At 69.5% G+C, this 24,747-nt stretch carries 9 protein-coding genes; 6 read left to right on the top strand and 3 right to left on the bottom strand.

Features of this window, described 5'->3' with window-relative positions; genetic code table 11:
• Nucleotides 1-22: 22 nt before the first annotated feature.
• Nucleotides 23-649, bottom strand: coding sequence for a DUF3761 domain-containing protein (locus NY1_RS21630; protein WP_067716342.1), 627 nt, complete (start codon nucleotides 647-649; stop codon nucleotides 23-25).
• 182 nt (nucleotides 650-831) lie between these two features.
• Here NY1_RS21630 and NY1_RS21625 point away from each other — a divergent pair, with 182 nt between their 5' ends.
• Nucleotides 832-1,539 carry a DNA alkylation repair protein gene (locus tag NY1_RS21625; RefSeq protein ID WP_067716928.1) on the top strand — a complete coding sequence of 236 codons (708 nt, stop codon included), beginning with the start codon at nucleotides 832-834 and terminating at the stop codon, nucleotides 1,537-1,539.
• Nucleotides 1,540-1,839: 300 nt separating this feature from the next.
• Nucleotides 1,840-2,406, top strand: coding sequence for a transglycosylase SLT domain-containing protein (locus NY1_RS44665; RefSeq protein WP_233434429.1), 567 nt, complete (start codon nucleotides 1,840-1,842; stop codon nucleotides 2,404-2,406).
• A 7-nt stretch (nucleotides 2,407-2,413) separates the two neighbouring features.
• Here NY1_RS44665 and NY1_RS21615 read toward each other — a convergent pair whose 3' ends face one another.
• Together NY1_RS21615 and mftR2 are read right to left on the bottom strand one after the other, a co-directional pair.
• Nucleotides 2,414-3,469 carry a ferredoxin--NADP reductase gene (locus tag NY1_RS21615; protein ID WP_067716339.1) on the bottom strand — a complete coding sequence of 352 codons (1,056 nt, stop codon included), beginning with the start codon at nucleotides 3,467-3,469 and terminating at the stop codon, nucleotides 2,414-2,416.
• A gap of 63 nt (nucleotides 3,470-3,532) precedes the next feature.
• On the bottom strand, nucleotides 3,533-4,153 hold the full coding sequence (gene mftR2 / locus NY1_RS21610; RefSeq protein WP_084535203.1) for a mycofactocin system transcriptional regulator MftR2: 621 nt from the start codon (nucleotides 4,151-4,153) through the stop codon (nucleotides 3,533-3,535).
• A 208-nt stretch (nucleotides 4,154-4,361) separates the two neighbouring features.
• Between mftR2 and mftF the strand changes: the two genes are divergently transcribed.
• The 4 genes from mftF to NY1_RS21590 form a co-directional block, all read left to right on the top strand.
• Nucleotides 4,362-5,762 (top strand): mycofactocin biosynthesis glycosyltransferase MftF, encoded by a 1,401-nt coding sequence (gene mftF / locus NY1_RS21605; protein WP_067716338.1) that lies wholly within the window; start codon nucleotides 4,362-4,364, stop codon nucleotides 5,760-5,762.
• Nucleotides 5,763-5,960: 198 nt separating this feature from the next.
• On the top strand, nucleotides 5,961-7,316 hold the full coding sequence (locus NY1_RS21600) for a GAF domain-containing protein (RefSeq protein WP_067716334.1): 1,356 nt from the start codon (nucleotides 5,961-5,963) through the stop codon (nucleotides 7,314-7,316).
• 519 nt (nucleotides 7,317-7,835) lie between these two features.
• Nucleotides 7,836-19,385 carry a non-ribosomal peptide synthetase gene (locus NY1_RS21595; RefSeq protein ID WP_067716331.1) on the top strand — a complete coding sequence of 3,850 codons (11,550 nt, stop codon included), beginning with the start codon at nucleotides 7,836-7,838 and terminating at the stop codon, nucleotides 19,383-19,385.
• The coding region (locus NY1_RS21590) for a non-ribosomal peptide synthetase (RefSeq protein WP_157762422.1) at nucleotides 19,385-24,747 on the top strand (5,363 nt) is incomplete at its 3' end. The genes NY1_RS21595 and NY1_RS21590, both read left to right, overlap by 1 nt.

Genomic DNA, 24,747 nt, shown 5'->3' with positions numbered 1-24,747 from the left:
GCATCCGGAATCGGTGGTGGGGCTACAGCCAGCGGGACACGCCGCCGTGGTGGGAGCAGGTGCCGCTGCGGGTCTGGCTGTAGGAGTAGGTGCCGTCGCCGCATTGCGCGGTCGCGCCCGGCGGGGTGGTGGCGGCGGTGACGGGGTCGTGGACGCAATTGCCGCTCGCATTGCGGTAATAGCCGTTGCCGCAGCCTGTTTGGGTGGTCGGCGGAGCTTCGGTGGTGGTCGTCTCCGGTGCGACCGGTTGCGGGTCCGTGGTGGGCGCAGGTGCCGGCGGCTCGGGCACCGGTTGGGTGGTTTCTGCTTCGGCGGCAATGGGTTTCGGTGCGCTCGCGGCCGGTGCGCCGGCGAGCGGGACGGCCGGGTCGGTGGTGGCGGGCGCTGGCTGGGTCGTCGCCGGATCGGGGGCGGCGGCCGGCGGCGGGACCGGAATCGTGGTGGCGACCGGTACGGGGGCCGCGGCGGGGGAGAGGGTCGCGCCCGCCGCGGAATCGACGGCGGGGGAGAGGGTGTGGTCGCCCGCTGCCGAAGCGGCGGCGACCGGTTTGCCGGGGGTGGTGTGGGTGGTGCAGCCCGTGAGGGTCATGGCCGCGAGGAGGGCGGTGAAAATGCCGGTGGTGACGCGCCTGCGGGATCGGAGGTGCATTGTCGCTCCAGGTCGGGGGCGCGCGGAGTGCGCGTCCGATGCCGGGGCTATCGGGGGCGGTGGCCGGGCATTACCGGCCGCGGCGTGGCGCGCAGGGTGTGTTGTCCGGTTCGGTGTGGGAGCGCGCGGGTGTCGGTGGGGTGGCAGATCATGGTGAGGTGGAACAGACGGCGGCCGCGGTGATGGCGGAGTTGGCGAAGGTTTCGGATGCGGCGGACGCGGTGCATCTGCAGCGGTTCTTCAAGACCGGGCCGGGGGAGTACGGAGAGGGCGACGTCTTCCTCGGTGTGCGGGTGCCGGCGACCCGCGCGGTGGCGAAAGGTTTTGCCGGGCTGGAGCTTTCGGAAATCGACAAGCTGCTCGACAGTGAGGTGCACGAGCATCGCCTGGCGGGGCTGGTGATTCTGAACGCCCGGATGGCGAAGGCCATGGGCAAGCGTGCGCCGGACCCGGCGCTGCAACAGCGAATCGTCGACCTGTACCTCGCGGCGGTGCGGCGCGGCCGGGTCAACAACTGGGACCTGGTGGACGCCTCCGCCGAATTCGTCCTGGGCCCATGGCTGCTGGAGCGCCCGCGCGAGTTGCTGTTCGAGCTGGCCGCCCAGGAGTCGCTGTGGGAGCGGCGGGTCGCGCTGCTGACCACGTTCGCCTTCATCAAGGCGGGCGATACCGGAACCACCCTGGAACTGTGCGAGCTGCTGCTGCCGGACCGCCGGGATCTGATCCAGAAGGCGGTCGGCTGGATGCTGCGGGAGATCGGCAAACGAGTGGACCGGGCGCAGCTGACCGCGTTCCTGGACGCGCACGCCGCCGAGATGGGCCGGACCGCGCTCAGTTATGCGACCGAGCACCTGACCGCCGAGGAGCGCACCCACTACCGCGCCCAGTGACCGATTCCGCACCGATCCGGCAAACGCCCGGTCAGAGCATGGATTGACGCTCCGAACCGCGACGACACGCGGACAAACACCATTTGTTCATCTTCAGTTCAGTTTACGTTAACTTACCGCAATCATTCTGTGATCAGCCCCAGTGGTCATGCGTCCAGCCCCGCGAGTTGTGGCGCGCATGAACGGTGATTCCCGGTAGGTCCGGATCTCGTTCGCCCACAACCCAATTCACAACCCAGCAGCGTATCGGCGAGCACCGTCGGGTGCCCGCTGTGGGGTCCTGCGCTGTCGAAATGCGCTATGTCTCTGAGAAAACTGCTTGTCCTGCCGTCCTCGGCGTTGATCGCCGCCGCCATCGTCTGCACCACCGGCCCGGCCGCCGCCGACCTTCCGGGTGTTCCGGTCGAACTCCAGCAACCGGCTCAGCAGCTGCAGCAAACCGCCGAGCAGTGGCAGCAAACCTTGCCGAAGGGTCAGCAGGACCAGGTCCAGCAACTGGTGCAGCAGCTCCCGGCCCCGTATTCGGGCCTGCTGCCGCCGGTCTTCGCCAATGATCTGGACGGCTGGATTCGCAATGCCATCTACGTCATGAACCAGCGCGCCATTCCCGGCAGCTACGACGGCATTTTCCGCAACATCATGCGGGAGTCCGGCGGTAACCCCCAGGCGATCAACCTCTACGACTCGAATGCCGCCGCCGGTATCCCGTCCAAGGGACTGCTGCAGGTGATCGACCCGACTTTCCAGGCGTACCACGTCGACGGCACCTCCTGGGATATCTACGACCCGGTCGCGAATATCGCCGCCGCATGCAACTACGCGGCGCATCGCTACGGGTCGATCGACAACGTCTTCGGCGCGTACTGAGCCCGTCTCAGAACTGAATCTTGAGGTGATCCGTCACCGGCCGCGCCTGGCACCCGAGGATGTACCCGTTGGCGATGTCCTCGGGGTCCAGGATTTCGGCGTTCTCCATTTCGACGGTTCCTTCGAGCACGGTGCACGCGCACGAACCGCATTCGCCTTCGAGGCAGGAATAGGGAACGTCGAGACCCTTCGAGAGCATGATGTCGACCAGCGTCTGACTACGCGGCCAGCTCATTTCGTGCGTCTCGCCGTCCAGCTCGACTTCCACGGTCGCCGCGTCGGCCTGTTCCTCGGCGCTGATTTCCGCCGGCGCCACCTCGGCGAACGGATCGCCGGAGAGCGAATTGAACACCTCGGCATGAGTCCGATTGCGCGGCACGCCGTTCTGCGCCAGCGCGTCGTGCACCCGATCCATGAACGGCTTGGGCCCGCACATGAATGCTTCGTATTCGCGGTAGGGCGCGGTCAGGGTCGCGAGCGCATCGGCGGTCGGCAGCCCTTGCAGGTGCTCCAGCCAATGGATGATCGCCAGCCGCTGCGGATGCTTGTCCGCGAGTTCGCGCAGCTCCGCGGCGAAGATGACATTGTCGTGATCACGATTGGCGTACACCACCACGATGCGCCCGTTGCCGCGCGCCAGCGCCGATTTCAGGATCGACATGACCGGCGTGACCCCGCTGCCGGCCGCGAAGAGCAACAGGTTCTCGTCCAGATTCTTGGGCGTGAAAACGCCTGAGGGCGGCAGGACTTCGAGTTCGTCCCCGGCTTTCACGTTGTCGCACACCCAGTTCGAGGCGTACCCGTCGGCGGTCCGCTTGACCGTCACCTTGGGCTTGTCGTCGGTGTGCGGCGAGCTGGCCAGCGAGTAGCAGCGCGCCACCGATCCGGTGAGATCGCTCGGAATGCGCAGCGTGAGAAACTGGCCCGGGGTGTAGCTGAAGCGTTCGCGCAGTTCCTCGGGCACGTCGAATACCAGCGAACAGGCGTCGGCCGTCTCGTTGATGACCGCGGAGACCCGCAGCACGGCCGATCGTGAGCTCTGCGGTACGTCGACGGTGGTCATAGTGTCCTCTCGAACCCGGCGTGGCCGGTACGGCTTTTCAAACTAGAACGTGTTCTAGTTTGACTATACGTGGCTGTCTCGCTGCCGGACAAGCTGAGCCTCGAGTCCGGCGATCAGCACGTCCATGGAGAAGTCGTAGGAGTATTTCCCACGCAGATCCGCCATATGTTTGGTGGCCCGCTCCACGGCCTCGGGCAGCGCCCGGTCGTGCAGCGCGGTGCGATCGCGCGGGTTCACCTTGGAGCGCCCGAACAGGTAGGTGTGGATGGTCGCGTAGGAAGCCAGCACATTGCGATCGTCGAATCCGGCGTCGAACAGGATCTCCATCACGGCGGCGATCAGATCCAGCTGTTTGCTCAGCAGCTGCTCGATCAGCACGTCCCCGAGCCCCGGATGCTTGCGCAATTTCTCGTCGATCTGATCGATGAGATCCCGCAGCCGCATTTGCCACGAGCCGAATTCCGGTGGGGGCTTGCGGACTCCGGTGAGCGCGGCGGTGGCGACCAGGTCGAGTAGCTCGCGCTTGTCGGCGACGTAGTAATAGGGGGCCATCGGCGAAACTCCGAGTTCGCGGGACAGCCGGCGCATGGACAGTTTCTCCACGCCGTCCTGACGAACCACTCGCAGCGCGGCTTCGACGATCTCGGATTCCGAGAGGGTGTTGCCGCCCCCGCTTGTCTGCATACGCCCGACTCCCATGCCACCTCGACCACCGCGGGGCGGTTTTCCGTCCCATGCCTGTTCACCTGCTGGATTTCCCACCGCAGTGTAGAGCGCCGGGCCCTGCGCCGGTCCCGCCACGGGTGCGCCGCGACGGATTACCGGACGATCCGGATACCGGGCGGCGCGCCAATCATGATTGCCACGTGTTGGCTGACCTAGCATTCCAGGAATGCGCCATGATCGCCTTCCCGATGGTTTCGGGGTGCGAATCGATCCTCGGGTGCGCACATACTCCGGTGGACGTTTCCTGGTCGGCGGCACGCCGACGCGGTTGCTACGCCTCGCTCCGGAAGCTGCGGCCTTGATCGGTGACGGGTACCTCGAGGTGACGGATCCGACGTCGGCTCGGGTAGCCAGACGCCTGCTCGATTCCGGGGTGGCAAATCCGCGCCCGCGGCTGCTGCCCGCGGTGGAGGACGTCACCATCATCGTCCCGGTGCACAACGACAGCCCCGGCCTGCATCGATTGCTCTCGGCGCTGCGCGGCCACACCGTGATCGTGGTCGACGACGGCTCGGACATACCGGTGCGGGTGCCCGCCGCGCGCGTCAATCGCTGCCGGGTGACGGTGCTGCGCCGGGACCGGCGGCACGGCCCGGCGGCCTCCCGCAATTTCGGACTGCGGGCCGCGGCAACCGAATTCGTGGCCTTCCTGGATGCGGACGTGGTGCCGCGCACCGGCTGGCTGGAGGTCATGCTCGGGCATTTCAGCGATCCGAAGGTGGCGCTGGTGGCCCCGCGCATCCTGGCCATGGATCCGGATTCGACCATGCTCGCCCGCTACGAGCACACCCGCGGTTCCCTGCATCGCGGCCGGCGCGAGTCGGCGGTGCAGGCGCACGGCCCGGTGCCGTACGTGCCGAGCACCGCGCTGCTGGTGCGCCGGCTGGCGCTGCTGGGCGCGGGCGGTTTCGACGAGTCGATGGGTGCGGGCGGCGATATCGATCTGTGCTGGCGGCTGGACAGCGCCGGCTGGCGGCTGCGCTACGAGCCGGCCGCCCGGGTGGCCCACAGCAACCCGGTCTCACTGCGGAAATGGTTCGCGCACAAGCTGACCCACGGTACCGGAGTGGCCCCGCTGGGCCAGCGCCACGCCGGGATGGCCGCCCCGCTGTCCATGCCGATCTGGACCGCGGTGGCCGCGCTGCTGTTCGGCACCCTCACCCGCTGGGGTGCGCTGGGCGGGCTGATCACCATGGTGGCGACGCTGTTCCGGCTGCGCCGGGTGTTCGCCGAGCTGGACAATCCGACCCGGGTGGCCGCCATCTATATGGCGCGCGGTTTCTCCGGCGGGGTCTGGCGCCTGGCTTCCGCGCTGTGCCGCCACTATTGGCCGGTGACCCTGCTGGGCATGCTGTGCTCGCGCCGGATCCGGCAGCTGGCGATCACCATGGCGGTGGCCGACGGGCTCGCGGATTGGTTCATCCATCGCGAACAGGGCGGCTTGGATCCGGCCCGGTATCTGCTCTGCAAACGTCTGGACGATGTCGCGTACGGGTCCGGGCTATGGTGGGGTGCGGCCCGGATCCGGAGTTTCGCGTCGCTGCGACCGACCTTGCCGCCCAACTGAATCCGCACGTCGGAGCCGTGCGCGAGGGAGCCCCGCAGCCAGCACGGGCAGTCAACTGAACCGCTTCTGTTTAAGAAATTGCTGCGTAGCTCACATTTCGCAAGGTTCCCGTCGAGGTGTGACCTGCGGGACAAACGTCCGGCTTCCGCCAATCCGGGGTACCCCCACCGGTACCCTTTGGGGCGGAAAGAAAGGCAAATGGTCAGCAATCTCGCAGGTGGGGGGCACCCGCAGCAAAACGGCGTGGAACCGGGCTCGCAGCTCGGCGCGCTGGAGGCCTATGCCGCTCAAGCCCACGGGTATTTGAGTGTCGGCGGCGAGCAATTGGGACAGCTCGCAGGTTTGCTGCGCCCGATGGTGCTCGAATCGTGGCTGCGTACCCTACGCGGCGGGGTCGATCCCCTGGATGACGGTGACGGCCGCGGACTGCGCGGCACGGATCTGGAGCGTTATCGCGACGCGCATCCGATCGCGGCGGTGATGCCGTTGGTCGACAAGTTGCTGCTGCGCGATGCCACCAGCACCGGTCTCATCGTCGTGGTCGCCGATCAGTTCGGCCGCGTGCTCTCGGTGCACGGCACCGCCGATCGGGTGCAGGCCGCGTCCGATGCCGGCCTGCGCGAGGGCAATGACCTGAGCGAACGCCGGGTCGGCACCAATGCGGTGGGCCTGGTGGTGCGCACCGGCCGGGCCGCCTGGATCCACGGCCCCGAGCATTTCCTGCACCGCATGCATCAGATCACGGGAGCCGCTGCGCCCGTTCACGATCCGGACGGCCGCCTGGTGGGCGTGCTGATGATCGCGGGCGGCGTGCGGGTGGCGCGTCCGGAGATACTGGCCCTGGTGAAGGCTGCCGCCACGGCCGCCGAAATGGATCTGCTGCTGGCCGCGGTCCGTTCCGGCCAGGATCGGCGTTCCGGCGCCGACGCGCCCGCGCCGGAGCGGCTCGGCCTGGAGGTGCTGGGCCTGGGCCAGCCGCAGCTGACGGTGGCGGGGGAGCGAGTTCCCTTGTCGCAGCGGCACGCCGAGATCCTGCTGCTGCTGGCCGAGCATCCCGAGGGGCTGTCGGCCGATCACCTGGCGCTGCTGCTGGATGACGCCGATCTCGACAATGCCACCATTCGCGCCGCCATGTCCCGGCTGCGGTCGGTGGTTGGCCCGAATGTCTTCGGCTCGCGCCCTTACCGTTTGCGGGTGCCGATCGCCACCGATGTGGAGGCGCTGCGCGCCGCCCTGGATTCCGGCGATGTCGATTCCGCCGTGCGCCTGTATTCGGGCCCGGTCCTGCCGCGTTCGAATGCGCCGGGAGTTATAGACATAAGAGATGAATTGCGCGTGCGTTTGCGGACCGCCGTGCTGCGTTCGAATGACGCTTCGGTATTGAGCCGGTGGACCGCCGGTGCGGAGGGACGCGACGACGCGGCCGCGTGGGCGGCCTATCGCGCCACCGTTGACCGGGACTCTCCGTTGTATGCGCAGATCGAAGCGAAGATTCGGGTGCTCGATCGCCGTCTCGGCGCCGATGCAACGCAGATGCAACGTTTCGACTCATAGTCTGCCCAACTGAAAGTGCGGTCGGTCACACCGCGGCTCAGTCATGTGGGCGTACGCACATTTCTCCCGCGCCGAGCGCGATCTCCTCAACCAACTAGACGCTCGTCCAACTTTTTTTGGGGAAAAAGTTCCGTTTTATTCACCGACCGCCTAGTCTTCGCAATGCATGGACGGCATCCCTGTGATGCAGGCAACAACGGCACGATCCGAGACCCCCGATCGAGGGTCGCGCCGCAGCGGTGAAGTTGGAGGAATTCGGAGCAGCACAACTCGGATGCGGACGGCCCGGAGGCGACCGCATCCCGGCCGGCGCAAGCGAGGGCCCGGCCGGTTTCGCGTACTAGTTTGATCAGCCACGCGCACGTCCGCGCCGGACGTGGCGCGTATTCGTCGAATCCATCAGGGGCAGTGCGGTTTACCGCGGCCTGGGCACCGGCAGACCGGTATCTCAGGTCTATTTCGTGCACCCCGAAAACGCTTCGGCCACAAAGTATTTCGTGAGAGCAAAGGGAGGCTCTGGTGCACCGTACCGAGTTGGGGAAGCCCGTTCCGGAAGAGGTTTCGCAGCAGGCCGGCGCGCCGTCCGCCGGCGCCGCGGCGCTTCCGCCGGGCGCCACCGAGCCCTTCCCGCTCGGCCCCGCGCAGGTCGGTCTCTGGTACGCGCAGCTGCTCGAGCCGGAAGTCCCGGTGAACATGGCCCAATACGTGGACATTCACGGTGATTTCGATGTCGAACTGCTATTGCGCGTCTCCCGGGAGGGTGTGAACGTCTGGCGTTCCTCGCAGTTGCGCTTCGCCGAGATCGACGGGCAGCCGGTTCAGTACCTCGACGAGTCCGACCAGGATTCGCACCACGGCTACCTGGATCTGACCGATGCGGCGGATCCCGTTGCGGCAGCGCACGAATGGATGCGCGGCGAAGTGGTGCGGCCGGTGAACCTGCTGACCGATCTGCTGTTCGCGCCCACCCTGATCAAGGTTGCCGAGCGCCGCTACTTCTGGTTCGTGCGCGCGCACCACATCGTCGGCGACGGTTACGCCGCCATGAGCGTCATGCAGTGGACGGCCAAGCGCTACACCGCATTGCAGCAGGGGCTCGAGCCCGAAGTGGTGAAACCCGGTACGCCGCAGGAGATCGTGCAGGGCGAGTTCGACTACCGGGAGAGCAGCCGGTTCCGCACCGACCGCGCCTACTGGGCCGAGCGCACCCGCGGCCTGGACGGCGCCACCGCCCTCAACACCCGCACCGCGCCGCGCAGCGCCGGTAATCGCGTGTACGGCACCGCTCTGCCGGCGCGGCTGCAGGAGCGCATCGAAGCCGTTGGCGCGCAGAGTGATTCCGGGCTGCCGGTGGTGGTGCTGGCCGGTTTCGCCGCCTACCTGAGCCTGATGACCGGCAAGGACGAAGTGGTGATCAGCCTGCCGGTGACGGCGCGCACCACCGCGGTCATGCGGCGCTCGGTCGGCATGCTCTCCAATATCGTCCCGCTGCGCATCTCCCTCGATGCCACCACCAGCTGGGCGGAGCTGCTCACCGCCATGCGGGTGGAGGTCTCGGGCGCGCTGCGGCATCAGCGCTACCGGCACGAGGACATTCGCCGCGACGACGCCGAGCGCGAGGGCCGACCGGCCTCGCGGGCGCTGTACGGGCCGATGGTCAACATCATGCTGTTCCACAACCGCCTGGACTTCGGCGAGCTGAGCGGGCGGCTGCACATTATGTCGACCGGGCCCATCGAGGACCTGAGCCTCAATGTCTTCTACGGCGACAACGACCGCGTGCACCTCGATTTCGAGGTGAACCCGAACCTGTACAGCGCCAGCGAGCTGACCCGGCATCATTCGCGTTTCCTGCGCTTCCTGGAGCGCCTGGTGGAGCTGGATCCGGCCGCCCCGATCGCCGGTGTGGACGTCGCCACCGAGCTGGAACGCGAAGTGGTGCTGCGGCTTTGGAACAATACGGGGCACGCGCGGGACGAGCGCGCGACCCTGGTGTCGATGTTCGAGGCGCAGGCCGCGCGCACGCCGGGCGCGAGCGCGGTGCGTTTCGCGGGCGAACCGGAACGCGATCTCGACTACGCGGGATTCGCGGCGCGGGTGAACCGCCTTGCGCGGTACCTGATTTCGCAGGGCGTCGGACCGGAAGACCTGGTCGCGCTGCACCTGCGGCGGTCGCCCGAACTGGTCGTCGCCATGTACGCCGTGCAGGCGGCGGGCGCGGCCTACGTACCGCTGGATCCGGATCATCCGGTGGAGCGCACTCGCCATATTCTCGAAACCGCCGCTCCGGCAATGGTTCTCACCGTGTCGGCGGATCGCCCGGCGGAGTCCGTCGTGGCCACCGCCTTGGACGAGCTGGAACTGTCCGCCTTCTCACCGGCCCCGATCACCGATGCCGAGCGCCGGTCCGGGCTGCGTCCGGCCAATACCGCCTACGTCATCTTCACCTCGGGTTCCACCGGCCGCCCCAAGGGCGTGGCCGTGAGCCACGCCGCCATCGTCAACCGCCTGGTGTGGATGCAGCGCACCTACGACCTGACCGCCGCCGACGTGGTGCTGCAGAAGACCCCCGCCACCTTCGACGTATCGGTGTGGGAGTTCTTCTGGCCCTTGCAGATCGGCGCGACGCTGGTGCTGGCGCAGCCGGACGGCCATCGCGATCCGGCCTACCTGCGCACGGTCATCGCCGAGTACGGCATCACCACCGCGCATTTCGTGCCCTCCATGCTGGAGGTCTTCCTGTCCGGCCTGGACGCCGACGCCGCCGCCGGCCTGGGATCGCTGCGGCAGGTGTTCGCCTCCGGCGAGGCGCTGGCCGCGCCCGCCGCCCAGCGGCTGCGTACGCTGACCGGTACCAGGCTGCACAATCTCTACGGTCCCACCGAAGCCGCGGTCGACGTCACCTTCCACGAGGTGACGGCCGCTGACACCGTGTCCGTGCCGATCGGCGCGCCGGTGTTCAACACCCGGTTGTACGTGCTCGACGCACGGCTGCGACCGGTGCCCGTGGGTACCCCGGGTGAGCTGTATCTGTCGGGGGTTCAGCTCGCCCGGGGCTACGTGGCGCGACCGGGACTGACCGCCGAGCGGTTCGTCGCCGACCCCTTCGCCGCCGCGGGGGAGCTCATGTACCGCACCGGCGATCTGGTCAGCTGGACCGAGGACGGCGAACTGGAGTACCTGGGCCGGACTGATTTCCAGGTGAAGGTGCGCGGCCTGCGCATCGAGCTGGGCGAGATCGAGACGGTGCTGGCCGATCTGGACGAGGTCGAGCGCGCGGTGGTCGTCGTGCGGGACGACCAGCTGGTCGCCTACCTGGTGGCGGACCGGCCGATCGAGGACACCCGGCTGCGCGCCATCGCCGCGCGCGCCCTGCCCGCCTACATGGTGCCCAGCGCGTTCGTGGTGCTGGATGCGCTGCCGCTCAATGCCTCCGGCAAGCTGGACCGGGCCGCGCTGCCCGCGCCCGTGCGGGTGGCCGCGCGCTACGAAGCGCCGGTCTCGACGGTCGAGCAGGCCGTGGCGCGGGTGTTCGGCGACACCCTGGACGCCGAACGGGTCGGCCGCACCGACGACTTCTTCGCCCTCGGCGGCAACAGCCTGATCGCCACCCAGGTGGCGGCGCGGCTCAATGCCGAACTCGGATCCCGGCTGACGGTGCGCGAGATGTTCGCGGCCACCAGCGTCGCGGAACTCGCGGCGCTCATCGACGCCCAGTTCCTGGACGCCGACGCGAATCCGGTGGCGCTGCCGCTGGTCCCGCGGCACGGCGCCGATCGCCCGGAGCTGGTGCCGCTCTCGCCCGCGCAGCAGCGCATCTGGTTCCTGAACCGCTTCGACGTCACCGACGCCAGCTACAACATGCCGTTCGTGGTGCGGCTGCGCGGCGCGGCGGAGCTGCCGGCCCTGCGCGCCGCGGTCGCGGATGTGCTGGCGCGGCACGAATCCCTGCGCACCGTCTTCCCGTTCACCGCGGAGGGGCAGGCGTATCAGCGGGTGCTGCCGGTCTCTGAACTGACCGACCGGTCCGATCTGGTCGAGCACCGGGTGGTCACCGACGGCGCGGAACTCGACGCCGCGCTGGCCGATCTCGCCGGCCGCGGCTTCGATCTGGCCGCCGAGATCCCGTTCCGCGCGGGCGTTTTCACCGTTCTGGATGCCGCCCCGGACTTCGTACCGACCAGTTCGGTATCCGCCGACGAGCCCCGCTACGCCCTGGCCATGGTGCTGCATCACATTGCCGCCGACGGCCTTTCGCTGCCCATCCTGGCCCGCGATCTCATGCTGGCCTACGTCGCGCGCACCGCCGGGCAATCGCCCGAATGGTCCGAATTGCCGGTGCAGTACACCGATTACACGCTGTGGCAGCGCGATCGGCTCGGCGCGGCCGACGATCCGGAATCCCTGCTCGCCACCCAATTGGACTTCTGGCGGCGGACTCTCGCCGGCGCGCCCGACCAGCTCGACCTCAACGGCGACCGCCCGCGCCCCGTGATCGCCACCGGCCGCGGCGGCAAGCGCGCCGTGGAGCTGCCCGCCGAACTGCACGCCCGCATCACCGAAACCGCCCGCGCCGAGGGTGTTTCGACCTTCATGTTCCTGCACGCCGTACTGGCGGTGCTGCTGGCGCGCATGTCCGGCGAATCCGACATCGTGATCGGCACCCCCGTCGGCGGCCGCGGCGCGCCCGAACTCGACGACCTGATCGGCATGTTCGTCAACACCCTGCCGCTGCGCACCGAGGTCGACGGCACCCGCGGCTTCCGGGAATTCGTGCGCCGCGTCCGCGACACCGATCTCGCCGCATTCGCGCACGCCGACGTCCCCTTCGAGCAACTCGTCGAGGCCCTGAATCCGCCACGCTCGCAAGCCCGGCACCCGCTGTTCCAAGTTGCCCTGTCGTTCACCGCATCCGGGAATATCAGTGTCGAACTGCCCGGATTGCTTGCCACGGCAGGTACGCTGGACACCGGAGTGACCAAGTTCGACCTTTCGGTCGCGGTCACCGAAAGCTTCGTCGGTGCCGGTCCCGGGGAAGGTCCGGCACCGGCGGGGATCAACGCGGAGATCGAATTCGCGCTAGATCTGTTCGACCCCGCCACCATTGACGTCTTCGCCGCCCGATTCGAGCGGTTCCTCATGGCTGTCACCGCCGACCCGGACATCGTGCTCGACACCCTGCCGCTGCTGTCCGACGCCGAATACGCCGACCTCACCACACGTTCCGGCGGACCCGTCGAGACCGGCGCGGTACTGCCGGACCTGCTCGCCGCGGCCGTCGCGGCCAATCCGGACGGTATCGCCGTGGTGGACGGCGACCGCGAGATCACCTACCGCGAACTCGACCGCCGCTCGAATCGACTGGCGCGGCAGCTCATCGCGCTCGGCGTCGGCGCCGACGATCTGGTCGCCGTCGGTATGCCGCGGTCGCTGGAGTGGATTCTGGCGGTGTGGGCGATCACCAAGTCCGGCGGCGCCTGGGCCCCGGTCGATCCGGCGTATCCGGCCGACCGCATCGAACGCATGGTGGCCGATTCCGGGGCGGCGTACGGGCTCACCGTGACGGCCGCGGCCGCCGGGCTCCCCGGCCTGCTCACCTGGCTGGTGGTCGACGACGCCGAATTCGACGGGGCGCTAACCGCATTCGCCGACACGCCGATCGACCCCGCCGAGCGGGTGCGCCCGCTGCATCCCGCGAACCTGGCCTATTGCATCTACACGTCGGGTTCGACCGGGCTGCCCAAGGGCGTCATGATCACCCACGCGGGCATCCCGGGCTTCGCGGCGGGGCAGACACAGCACTTCTTCCTGGACCAGACGGCCCGCGTGCTGCACGTGGCCTCGCCCGCGTTCGACATCTCGGTCGGCGAAATCGCCATGGCCATCGATTCGGCGGCCGCGCTGGTCATCGCGCCGCCGCACGCCACCATGGGCGCGGAGCTCACCGAAGTGCTGCGCACGCACCGGGTTACGCACGCCTTCATGACCCCGTCCGCGCTCGGCACCGTGGACCCCCTCGAAGCCCCCGACACCCGGGTGGCGATCGTCGGCGGCGAACCCTGCCCGGTCGAACTGGCCCGCCGCTGGGCCGAGGCCGGCCGCGATTTCGTGAACGTCTACGGGCCCACCGAGACCACCTGTGTGTCGCAGGCCGCCAACCCGTACTCGGTCACCGACGAACTGCACATCGGACCGCCGTTCGCGGGCGTCTACGAATGGGTGCTGGACGACCGGTTGCGCCCGGTGCCGGTCGGCACCGTCGGCGAGGTGTACATCGGCGGGCCGCAGATGGCGCGCGGTTACCGCGGCCAGGCCGGTCTGACCGCGGGCCGCTTCGTGGCCTGCCCGTGGGCGCCCGGCGAACTCATGTACCGCACCGGCGATCTCATGCGCTGGACCGGCTTCGGTTCCATGCAGTGCCTGGGCCGCAACGACTTCCAGGTGAAGCTGCGCGGCTACCGTATCGAGCTGGGCGAGATCGAATCGGCACTCGCCGAGCAGGCCGGCGTCCGGCGTGCGGTGGTGCTGCTGCACAAGCACGAGCTGCGCGGCGATCAGCTGGTCGCCTACCTGGTCTCCGATGACGCGGAGCTGGACGTGACGGCGGTCAAGGCCGGACTGGCCGGTCGCCTCGCCCCGTACATGGTGCCCGCCGCCTTCGTGGTGCTCGACGAGATCCCGTTCACCGCCAACGGCAAGCTCGACCGCCGCGCACTGCCCGAGCCGGTGTTCGAGGCCGCCGCCTACCGCCGGCCGGCCACCGTCACCGAAGAATTGGTGGCCGGGGTGTTCGCCGAGGTGCTCGGCCTGGACCGGGTCGGCGTGGACGACGACTTCTTCGCCCTCGGCGGCAGTTCGCTGGTGGCCGCCAAGGTGGTGGCTCGCCTCGGCTCCATGCTCGGCGCCACCGTCGGCGTGCGCGTGCTCTTCGAGGACTCCACGGTCGGCGCGCTGGCCGCCCGGCTGGACGCGGGCCTCGGCGATACCCGGCGGCCCGCGCTGGTCGCGGGCGAGCGGCCCGACCGGCTGCCGCTCTCGCCCGCCCAGCAGCGCATGTGGTTCATCAACCGCTTCGATCGCGATTCCATCGCCTACAACCTGCCGGTCGCGCTGCGCCTGACCGGTGCGCTGGATGTGGACGCGCTGGCGGCCGCCTTCGGCGATGTCCTGGAGCGGCACGAGACGCTCCGCACCGTCTATCCCGAAACCGCGCAGGGCCCGGCGCAGGTGATCCTTCCTGCGGCCCAGGCGCTTCCGGCCCTGACCGCCATGCCGGTCGCGGAAAGCGAACTGGCCGAGCGGATTCCGGCGATCCTCACCACCACCTTCGACGTCACCACCCAGGTGCCGATCCGAGTGGAACTGCTCCGCGTACTCGACGCCGCGGGCGAGCCCACCGGCGAACACGTGCTGGCCGGTGTGCTGCATCATATTTCGGCCGACGGCTCCTCGGTGGTCCCGTTCGTCCGCGACCTCATGATCGCCTACAGCGCGCGCCTCTCCGGCGCGGCCCCGGCCTGGACGCCCCTGTCCGTTCAGTACGCGGACTACGCCCTGTGGCAGCACGAACTGCTCGGCGCGGAAGACGACGACACCTCGATCGCCGCTCAGCAGCTCGCCTTCTGGCGCGAGGCGCTGGCCGGTCTCCCCGATCAGCTGGATCTGCCCGCCGACTTCCCGCGCCCGGCCCGGCAGACTCTGCGCGGCAAGCAGATTCACGCCGTGGTCGACGGCGAGCTACACGCCCGCCTCACCGAGGTGGGCCGCCGCACCGGCGCGACGCTGTTCATGGTGGTGCACGCCGCCTACAGCGCCCTGCTGGCCCGCCTGTCCGGCACCGCCGACATCGCGATCGGCACCCCGATCGCGGGCCGCGGCGACACCGCCCTGGACGACGTGATCGGCATGTTCGTCAACACCCTGGCCCTGCGCACCCACGTGGACGCCGCCGCCCCCTTCACCGACCTCCTGGCCCGAGTCCGCACCGCCGACATCGCCGCCTTCTCCCACGCCGACATCCCCTTCGAGCGCCTGGTGGAAGTCCTGAATCCGGTTCGCTCCCAAGCCCGCCACCCCCTCTTCCAGGTCGGCCTCTCCTTCCAGAACTACGAACAGGCCGAACTCCGCCTGCCCGACCTGACCGTGTCCCCGGTCGATTTCGACAACCACATCGCCCAATTCGACCTGCACCTCTTCGCCTGGGACCGCTACACCGAAACCGGCGCCCCCAACGGCCTGGACCTAACCCTCGGCTACGCCACCGACCTGTTCACCGAATCCACCGCCCAGCGCACCCTGGACGCCCTGCTGCGCGTCCTGGAAACCATCGCCGTACAGCCGGAAACGATCGTCGGCGATATCGACCTGCTGGGCGCGGACCACCGCGAGCTGATCCTCGATACCTGGAACGCGACCACCCACCCGGTGCCCCCAGCGACCCTCGCGGACCTGGTCGACGCGCAGGTGGCCGCCACTCCGAACGCCCCGGCTCTCCTGGATGCCCACGGCGAAACCTCGCTCACCTACGCCGAATTCGACGCACAGGTCAACCGCCTCGCCCGCCGCCTCATCGCCTCCGGCGTCGGCCCGGAAACCGCCGTCGTCCTGGCCATGCGCCGCGGCATCGACCTGGTGATCGCCATGCACGCGGTGATCAAGGCCGGCGGCGCATACGTCCCGATCGACCCGGACCACCCCGCCGACCGCATCACCTACATCCTCGAAACCGCCCGCCCCGCACTGATCCTCACCACCGCGGCGGATGGTGCTTCGCCGGTATCCGGAGACGTACCGGTGATCGAGGTCGATCGGGTCGACCTGAGCGGGTTCTCGGCGGCGTCGATCGTAGATGCCGAACGGATTCGGCCGCTGCGCGGAGACCACGCCGCGTACGTCATCTTCACTTCGGGATCGACCGGACTGCCGAAGGGCGTGACCGTTCCGCATTCCGCGATCGTCAACCAGTTGCAGTGGCTGCGAACTACTTTCGCGCTGGGTTCGAGCGACCGCGCGATGCTGAAGACGCCCGCCACCTTCGATCTTTCGGTGTGGGAGTTCTGGTCGCAGCTGACTTCCGGCGGCAGCCTGGTGGTGACCGCCGCGGGTGATGAGCGGGATCCGGATCGGCTGCGCGGTGTGATCGAGCGGCACGGGGTCACCGTGCTGCACCCGGTGCCTTCGCTCCTGGGCATGTTGCTCACCGGTGGTGAGCTGCCCGTTTCGGTGCGGGCGGTGCTGGCCATCGGTGAGGCGTTGCCCGCGGCGACCGCTGCGGACTTCCTCGATAGGAGCACCGACGGCGCAAAGCTTTTCAACCTGTACGGCCCGACCGAGGCGGCGGTTTCCATCACCGCGTTCGAGGTGCGGGAGCGGCACGCGCAGGCGGTGCCGATCGGCGCTCCGGCGTGGAACAGCCGGGTGTATGTGCTGGACAACCGGTTGCATCCGGTGGCCGTCGGCGTGCCCGGTGAGCTGTACCTGTCGGGTGCGCAGCTGGCGCGTGGCTACCACGGCCGCGCGGCGCTGACCGCCGACCGGTTCGTGGCCGATCCGTTCACCGGCGAGCGCATGTACCGCACTGGCGACATCGTGCGCTGGCTGGCGGACGGGAATCTCGAGTACGTCGAGCGGGCCGACTTCCAGGTGAAGATCGGCGGCTTCCGGATCGAGCTCGGCGAGGTCGAGACCGCGCTGCGTAAGCAGGCCGGCGTGACGGCGGCGGTTGCCGTGGCGCACACCGGCGGTGATGCGGGCGCACGGCTGGTCGCCTACGCGGCCGTGCCGGACGCCACCGACGCACAGCGCGAAGAACTTTCGGCGGTCCTGCGTGCTGCGCTCTCGGCCGAGCTGCCGAAGTACATGGTCCCGGCCGCGATCACTGTGCTGGATGCCCTGCCGCTCAACGCGAACGGCAAGGTGGACCGGGCGCTGCTGCCCGAGCCGGTGTTCCTGGCAGGGGCCTACCGCGAACCCGTCACCGAGCTCGAGCGCGCCGTGGCGGCTTGCTTCGCCGAGGTGATCGGCACTTCGAGTGTGGTGGGTGGTGCAGGGCTCGCGGACGCGTCCGTCATCTCCGCGTCGTACGGCCCGCTCGGCGAGGCGGGTGGGATCGCACCGGTGGAGCCCGCTGCCACCGTCGGTGCCGCGCACATCGGCCTGGACTCGGATTTCTTCGCGTTGGGCGGCAATTCGCTCATGGCGACGCGGCTGGCAGCGCGGCTCGGCACCGACTTGGGTGTGCGGGTGCCGGTGGCGGCGATCTTCGAAGCGCCGACGGTGGGGGAGCTGGCGCAGTGGCTGGCCACCGCCGATCGCGGGGAACTGCTGCCCGCGCTGACCAAGCGGGCGGGCGGCGGGCTCGCGCCGGTTTCGCTGGCGCAGCAGCGCATGTGGGTGCTGAACCGGTTGCATCCGGAGTCGGGGGCCTACAACATTCCGGCCGCTATCCGGTTGACCGGGGAGCTGGAGTTGCCGGCCATGGAGGCGGCGCTGCGGGATGTGCTGGAGCGGCACGAGATTCTGCGGACTCGGTACCCGGAGAAGAACGACGAGCCGGTGCAGCAGGTGCTGGGCGTGGACGAGCTGGACCTGGAGCTGATTCCGGTTCCGGTGTCCGAGAACGAGATTCACGAGCGGCTGTTCGAGGTCGTCACGGCCGGGTTCGACGTGACCGCCGCGCCGCCGGTGCGGGTGCGGTTGTTCCGGGTGGCCCCGGACCAGCACGTGCTGGTCGTGGTGGTGCATCACATCAGCGCCGACGGCTACTCGGTGGTTCCGATGACCCGGGATCTGGTGCTGGCCTACACTTCCCGGGCCGCCGGGCGCGCCCCGGGCTGGCAGCCGCTGGAGGTGCAGTACGGCGACTTCGCCGCCTGGCAGCGCGAGGTGCTCGGCTCCGACGCCGACCCGGACAGCCTCCAGTCGCGGCAGTTGCGCTTCTGGGTGGACGAATTGGCCACCGCGCCCGAGCAACTGGCGCTGCCCACCGACCGCCCGCGTCCGGCCCGCCGCGATATGCGTGGCGCGGTAATCGATTTCGAGATCGCCGAGGAGACCGTCGAGCAGCTGTCGGCGCTGGCGCGCGAGCACGGCGCGACCCTGTTCAGCGTCGTGCACGCCGCCTTCGCCATCCTGCTGGCCAAGATCTCCAGCCAGCGCGACGTCTCCATGGGCGTCGCGGTCGCCGGTCGCGGCGAGCGGGCCCTGGACGACCTGATCGGCATGTTCGTCAATACCGTGGTGCTGCGCACCGAGGTGGACGGCAAGCTCTCCTTCCTGGAACTGCTGCGGCAGGTGCGGGACCGGGACCTGGCCGCCTTCGCCAACGCCGACGTCCCGTTCGAACGCGTGGTGGAAGCCGTACTGGCGGCCAACGGCCGCCCGCGTTCCGCCTCGGTCACCCCGCTGTTCCAGGTCATGTTCGCCTTCCAGAACATCGGCGCGGGCGCGGTGGCGCTGCCCGGGCTGACGGTGGAGGCCCTGGAACCCGAGCTCACCGAAGCCAAGTTCGACCTGCAGCTCACCGGCATCGAACGCCGTGACGACGCCGGTCGCGTGATCGGCCTGAACATGCGATTCGGTTATGCCACCGACATTTTCGGCGCGGACACGGTGCGCCTGCTGGCCCAGCGCCTGCGGCTGGTGCTGGACGCCGTGCTGACCGATCCGGCGGCGGCCGTGCGCTCCATCGACATTCGGACCGAGCGGGAACGCACCCGCCGCCCGGGCGCCGTGGAATCGGCTCCCGCACCGGGGAATCCGGCCGCCCCGGCCGACCTCCCCGCCCTGATCGCGGCCGCCGCCGCGATCGCCCCCGAGACGATCGCCGTCACGCACGGCGATCACACCGTCACCTATCGCGCGCTCGCCGACAAGATCGGCATCACCGCCCGCGCCATGGGTGCCGCGGCCAAACCGGAAGCCCTGGTGAACGTCGCACTCGCCGGTTTGGTGCCCGGCATCCTGACCGCCCTCGGCGGGGCCGGTCTCTCCCAGGTCCTGGGCACGCTCGCAGCGCAGGCCCGAACCCTGGTTCTCAGTTCGGAAAGCACGTCGGAAGGAATCCTCTGATGCAGTACGCAGAGTCGATCGCTACCACCCGAACCGGCCGCGTCACGGCCTTGCGACGAGCTTACGGAGTCGGCGACCTACCCGGCCTGGTCCAGCTGGTGGCCGAGCTGGACCCCGCCCGCACCGCCCTCGAGTACGGCGGCCTGACCGTCTCCTACGGCGTGCTGGCGGCCGAGATCGCGGGCCTGAGCGAGGCCATGGGCGGCGCGCTGGAGCCCGAAGCCCTGGTGCAGGTGGTGGTTTCGGGTCAGCTGCCCGCCCTGATGGACGGCGCGGAAGGCGAATTGACCGCCGTGCTGGAGGGTTTGGTCGACGACGCGGTGCTGGCCGCCTCCGGCGTGCTGGACCCGAAGCTGGCCCCGGTCGAAACCCTGATCACCCAGTTCCGCGAGCAGGTGCGCCGCACCCCCGACGCGGTGGCGCTGGAATTCGAAGGCGCGCAACTGACCTACGCCGAATTCGCCGCGCGGGTCACCGTGCTGGCCCGGCATCTGCGCGGTCTGGGCGTGGGCCCGGACGTGCTGGTCGGCCTGGCGGTGCGCCGCTCGTTCGAACTGCTGGTCGGCATGTACGCCATCCTGGAGGCGGGCGGCGCGTACGTGCCGATCGATCCCGATCATCCGGCCGAGCGCATCTCCTACCTGCTCGAGGTGGCCACCCCGGTCGCCCTGCTCACCACCACCGCCGATCAGCCCGAGCTGGACGCCGACTACCCGGTACTGCGCATCGACGAATTCGAGCGCACCGCAACGGAATCGGGCGCCACCGGCCCGCTGCTCTCGCCCGCCGAGGACCCGGAACTGGCCCAGCCGAGCGCGGACAACCTGGTGTGCGTGCTGTTCACCTCCGGCTCCACCGGCCGCCCCAAGGGCGTGGCGCTGGCGCACCGCGCGCTCATCACCTTCTTCCAGTCCGAACAGCGCCGGCTGCGCCTGTCGGACGCGGACGCCATGCTGTTCAAGACCCCGATCACCTTCGACGCCTCCGTGTGGGAGATCTTCTGGACCTTGCAGTCCGGCGCGCGCCTGGTGATCGCCGCCCCCGAGGGCCACCGCGATCCCGCCTACCTGCTGCGCCTCATGCGCGAAGCCCAGGTGACCGGCGCGTTCTTCGTGCCGTCCATGCTGTCGGTGCTGGTGAACGAGGCCGAGCAGGACCCCGAGGGCCTGTCCGATTCCATGCGTTTCGTCTATGCCGGCGGCGAAGTGCTGCCCGCCGCGACCGCCGCTGACTTCCGCAGCGTCAGCGGCGCGACCCTCTACAACATCTACGGCCCCACCGAGGCCACCGTCATGGTGACCATTCACGAGGTGACCGCCGCCGATATCGACACGGTGCCGCTGGGCGGTCCCGGCGACGAGTGCGAGCTGATGGTCCTGGACGAGGACCTGCGCCCGGTGCCGCCCGGTGTGGTGGGCGAGCTGTACCTGGCCGGAATGCAGCTGGCGCGCGGCTATTACGGCCGCGCGGATCTCACCGCCGACCGTTTCGTGGCCAATCCCGAAGGCCCGTCCGGTGATCGCATGTACCGCACCGGCGACCTGGTGCGCTGGGTGACGCCCATCGACGGCGGCCCGGACGTACTGGAGTACCTGGGCCGCAGCGACTTCCAGGTGAAGCTGCGCGGTCAGCGCATCGAGCTCGGCGAGGTGGAGTCCGCGCTGCGGCGCTCCGCCCTGGTCGCCCAGTCGGCGGTGCTCATGCACACCCGCGACGACGGCCAGCAGGCCCTCGTCGGCTATGTGGTGCCCACCCGCGAGGCCGAATTCGACGCGGCCGCGGTGCTTTCCGAGACCCGCGCGCACGTGCCCGCGTACATGGTGCCGTCGCTGCTGGTCGAACTGCCGGAGTTCCCGCTCACCGTGCACGGCAAGCTGGATCGCCGCGCGCTGCCCGCACCGGTGTTCGCCGACTCGGCCGCCGAGTACCGCGCCCCGGTCAGCGCCGCCGAGATCGCCGTGGCCGCGGTCTTCGCCGACCTGCTCGGCGTGGAGCAGGTCGGGCTGGACGACGACTTCTTCATGCTGGGCGGCAATTCGCTGGTCGCGACCCGCGCCATCGCCCGGATCCGGGACGCGCTGCACGTGGTCGTCGATGTGCGGGACTTCTTCGAGCACCCCACCGTGGGGGCCATCGCGAAACTGGCCGAGAACAGCCCCGCCGCAACGGCTTCCGCGCCCGAACTGGTGGCGGGTCCCCGTCCCGACGAGATCCCGCTCTCCCCGGCGCAGCAGCGCATGTGGTTCCTCAACCGCCTCGCCAACACCGAATCCGATTCCACCGCAGCCGGATTCGACGCCGCCGCGGTGGACAATGTGGTCGCCGCCATCCGCCTGCGCGGCGCCCTGGACACCGAGGCCCTGGGCGCGGCCATCGCCGATCTGGTCGACCGGCACGAGATCCTGCGCACCTACTACCCGCAACTGCCCGGCGGCCCGGTCCAGCGGATCCGCGCGCTCCCGGACCTCGACGCCGGCATGGTCGACCTGACGCCGACGCAGGTCGACGAACGCTCGCTGGTGCCGACCGTGCTGGCGGCGGCGGGGCGCGGCTTCGACGTGGCCGCGGAAGTCCCGCTCCGACTACGCCTCCTATGCCTGGGCGCCGACGATCACGCCCTGGTGCTCGTGGTGCACCACATCGCCTCCGACGGCTTCTCGCTCGGCCCGCTGGTGCGCGATCTCGTGGTGGCCTACGCGGCACGCCAGACCGGCAGCGCGCCGGGCTGGGAACCCCTCGCGGTGCAGTACGCCGACTATGCGCTCTGGCAGCGCGAACTGCTGGGCGACGAATCCGACGCCGACTCCCGCGCGGCCCGCCAGATCGCCTTCTGGACGAACGAACTCGCCGACCTGCCCGCGCAATTGGAGCTGCCCGCCGACCGCCCCCGCCCCGCGGACTCGAGCTACCGAGGCGCGAGCTTCTCCACCCTCGTCCCGGCCGAGCTGCGCGCCGCCGTCGACGCGGTCGCCGCGCGCTGCCAGGCCACCCCGTTCATGGTGCTGCACGCCGCGCTCGCGGCGCTGCTGGCCCGCCTGTCCGGCACCACCGATATCGCCATCGGCACCCCGGTGGCCGGTCGCGGCGAAGCGGCGCTGGACGACCTGATCGGCATGTTCGTCAATACCCTGGTGCTGCGCACCGAGGTGCGGGGCGCGCAGACCTTCGCCGAACTGGTCGGCCATGCCCGCGACCGCGATCTGCGCGCCTTCGCCCATCGCGACGTGCCGTTCGAGCGCCTGGTCGAGGTGCTCAATCCGGTGCGCGCCCGCAATCGCCACCCGCTGTTCCAGGTGGCGCTGTTCATGCAGAACCAGGGCATCCCCGCGATGGCGCTGCCCGGCATGAACGCCGAACTGGTCGACTTCGATCTGACGGTCGCCAAGTTCGACCTGAACCTCGAGGTGACCGAACTCGATTCCGGCTACCGCATCGACTTCACCTATGCCACCGACCTTTTCGACGAGGCCACGGTGCGCGAGTTCGCGGCCAAGTTCGAGCGCCTGCTGATCGCCGCCACCGCGGACGCCGATCGCGCCGTCGGCGATATCGAACTGCTGAACTTCGGCGAACTGGACTACGTCCTGGAGAGCTGGAACGCCACCGGCGCGAAGGTCGCCGACACCCTGCTGCACGCCGGTTTCGACGCCCAGGCGCAGCGCACCCCGAACGCCGTCGCCTTGATCGCGGGCGAGCACACCCTCACCTACGCCGAGCTTTCCGAACGCGCCGACCGCCTGGCCCGGCGGCTCGTCGCGGCCGGCGTCGGCCCGGAATCGCTGGTCGTGCTGGCCATGGCGCGTTCGGTGGAGCTGGTGGTCGGCATGTACGCGGTCCTGCGCGCCGGTGCGGCCTACGTGCCGGTCGATCCGAGCCATCCGGCCGAGCGCATCGCCAACGTACTCGACACGGCCGCACCGAAACTCGTGCTCACCACCGCGGCCGACGGATTCGCCACCGACGCCGCGCCGGTGCTGCGCATCGACGAACTCGATCTCTCCGAGTTCCGGGCCGGCAAGATCACCGACCGGGAGCGCCGCGCCGCCCTGCACCCCGAGCACCCCGCCTACGTGCTCTTCACCTCCGGCTCCACCGGCAAACCCAAGGGCGTCGCCGTCAGCCACCGCGCCATCGCCAATCAGATGGCCTGGATGCAAGCCGAATACGGCATCAATCGCTCCGACGTCTACCTCCAGAAGACCCCCAGCACCTTCGATGTCTCGCTGTGGGGTTACTTCCTGCCGCTGCGCGTCGGCGCGACCCTGGTGCTCGCCGATGCGGACGGGCACCGCGACGCTCGCTACCTGGCGGAAACCATTGCCGCGCAGGGTGTCACGCTCACCGACTTCGTCCCCTCCATGCTGTCGGTGTTCACCGCGCACGCCGAGCCGAGTGAATTGTCCTCGCTGCGTGACGTTTTCGTCGCCGGTGAGGCCTTCCCGGTGGAGACCGTCACCGCCTTCCGCGCCATCAGCGACGCCACCCTGCACAACCTCTACGGCCCCACCGAGGCCGCCGTCACCGTCACCTACCGCGAAGCCGACGAGCTGACCCCCGCCGTGCCGATGGGCGAACCCGAGTGGAACACCCAGGTGTACGTGCTGGATTCGCGCCTGCGCCCCGCCCCGATCGGCGTGCCCGGCGAGCTGTACCTGGCGGGTGTGCAGCTCGCGCGCGGCTACTACCGCCGCGGCGATCTCACCTCCGATCGCTTCGTGGCCAACCCGTTCGGCGCCCCCGGCGCGCGCATGTACCGCACCGGCGACCTGGTGAAGTGGACCGCCGACGGCGAACTGGCCTACCTGGGCCGCATCGACTTCCAGATCAAATTCCGCGGCCAGCGCATCGAACTGGCCGATATCGAGAGCGCCCTGCTGACCCTGCCCGAGGTGGCGCAGGCGGCGGTGCGGCTGATCACCGCCGACGCCGGGGACTACCTCGCCGGTTACGTGATCCGCACGGAGGGAACCGAACTCGACGTCACCGCCGTCCGCGAGCGCCTCACCGCCCTGCTGCCCCCGTACATGGTGCCGACCGCCGTGGTCGAGCTCGACGAGTTCCCGCTCGGCACCAGCGGCAAGCTGAACCGCGCCGCGCTGCCGGTTCCGGTGCTGGCCGCCAAGCGTTTCCGCGCCCCCGTCGACGCCCGCCAGCTGGTGGTGGCCCGCGTCTTCGGCGAGGTGCTGGGCCTGGAGCAGATCGGCCTGGACGACGACTTCTTCGCCCTCGGCGGCAGCTCCCTGCTCGCCACCCAGGTCACCGCGCGCGCGGGAGCCGAACTGGGCGTGCGGGTTCCGGTGCGCCTGCTGTTCGACGCCGGGACGGTCGCGGGCTTCGCCGCCGCCCTCGGCACCCTCGCCGA

It is taken from the genome of Nocardia yamanashiensis NBRC 100130 (assembly GCF_001613325.1).
In the GTDB taxonomy this organism is placed as follows: Bacteria; Actinomycetota; Actinomycetes; order Mycobacteriales; family Mycobacteriaceae; genus Nocardia; species Nocardia yamanashiensis.
Note: the sequence above shows the minus strand (reverse complement) of the source record. Positions and strands in the feature narration are given on the sequence as shown.

Coding starts and splice junctions, on each gene's coding strand:
- NY1_RS21615 (WP_067716339.1), bottom strand. CDS start 3,469: ATGACCACCGTCGACGTACCGCAGAGCTCACGATCGGCCGTGCTGCGG.
- mftR2 (WP_084535203.1), bottom strand. CDS start 4,153: ATGCAGACAAGCGGGGGCGGCAACACCCTCTCGGAATCCGAGATCGTC.
- mftF (WP_067716338.1), top strand. CDS start 4,362: ATGCGCCATGATCGCCTTCCCGATGGTTTCGGGGTGCGAATCGATCCT.
- NY1_RS44665 (WP_233434429.1), top strand. CDS start 1,840: ATGTCTCTGAGAAAACTGCTTGTCCTGCCGTCCTCGGCGTTGATCGCC.
- NY1_RS21630 (WP_067716342.1), bottom strand. CDS start 649: ATGCACCTCCGATCCCGCAGGCGCGTCACCACCGGCATTTTCACCGCC.
- NY1_RS21625 (WP_067716928.1), top strand. CDS start 832: ATGGCGGAGTTGGCGAAGGTTTCGGATGCGGCGGACGCGGTGCATCTG.
- NY1_RS21600 (WP_067716334.1), top strand. CDS start 5,961: ATGGTCAGCAATCTCGCAGGTGGGGGGCACCCGCAGCAAAACGGCGTG.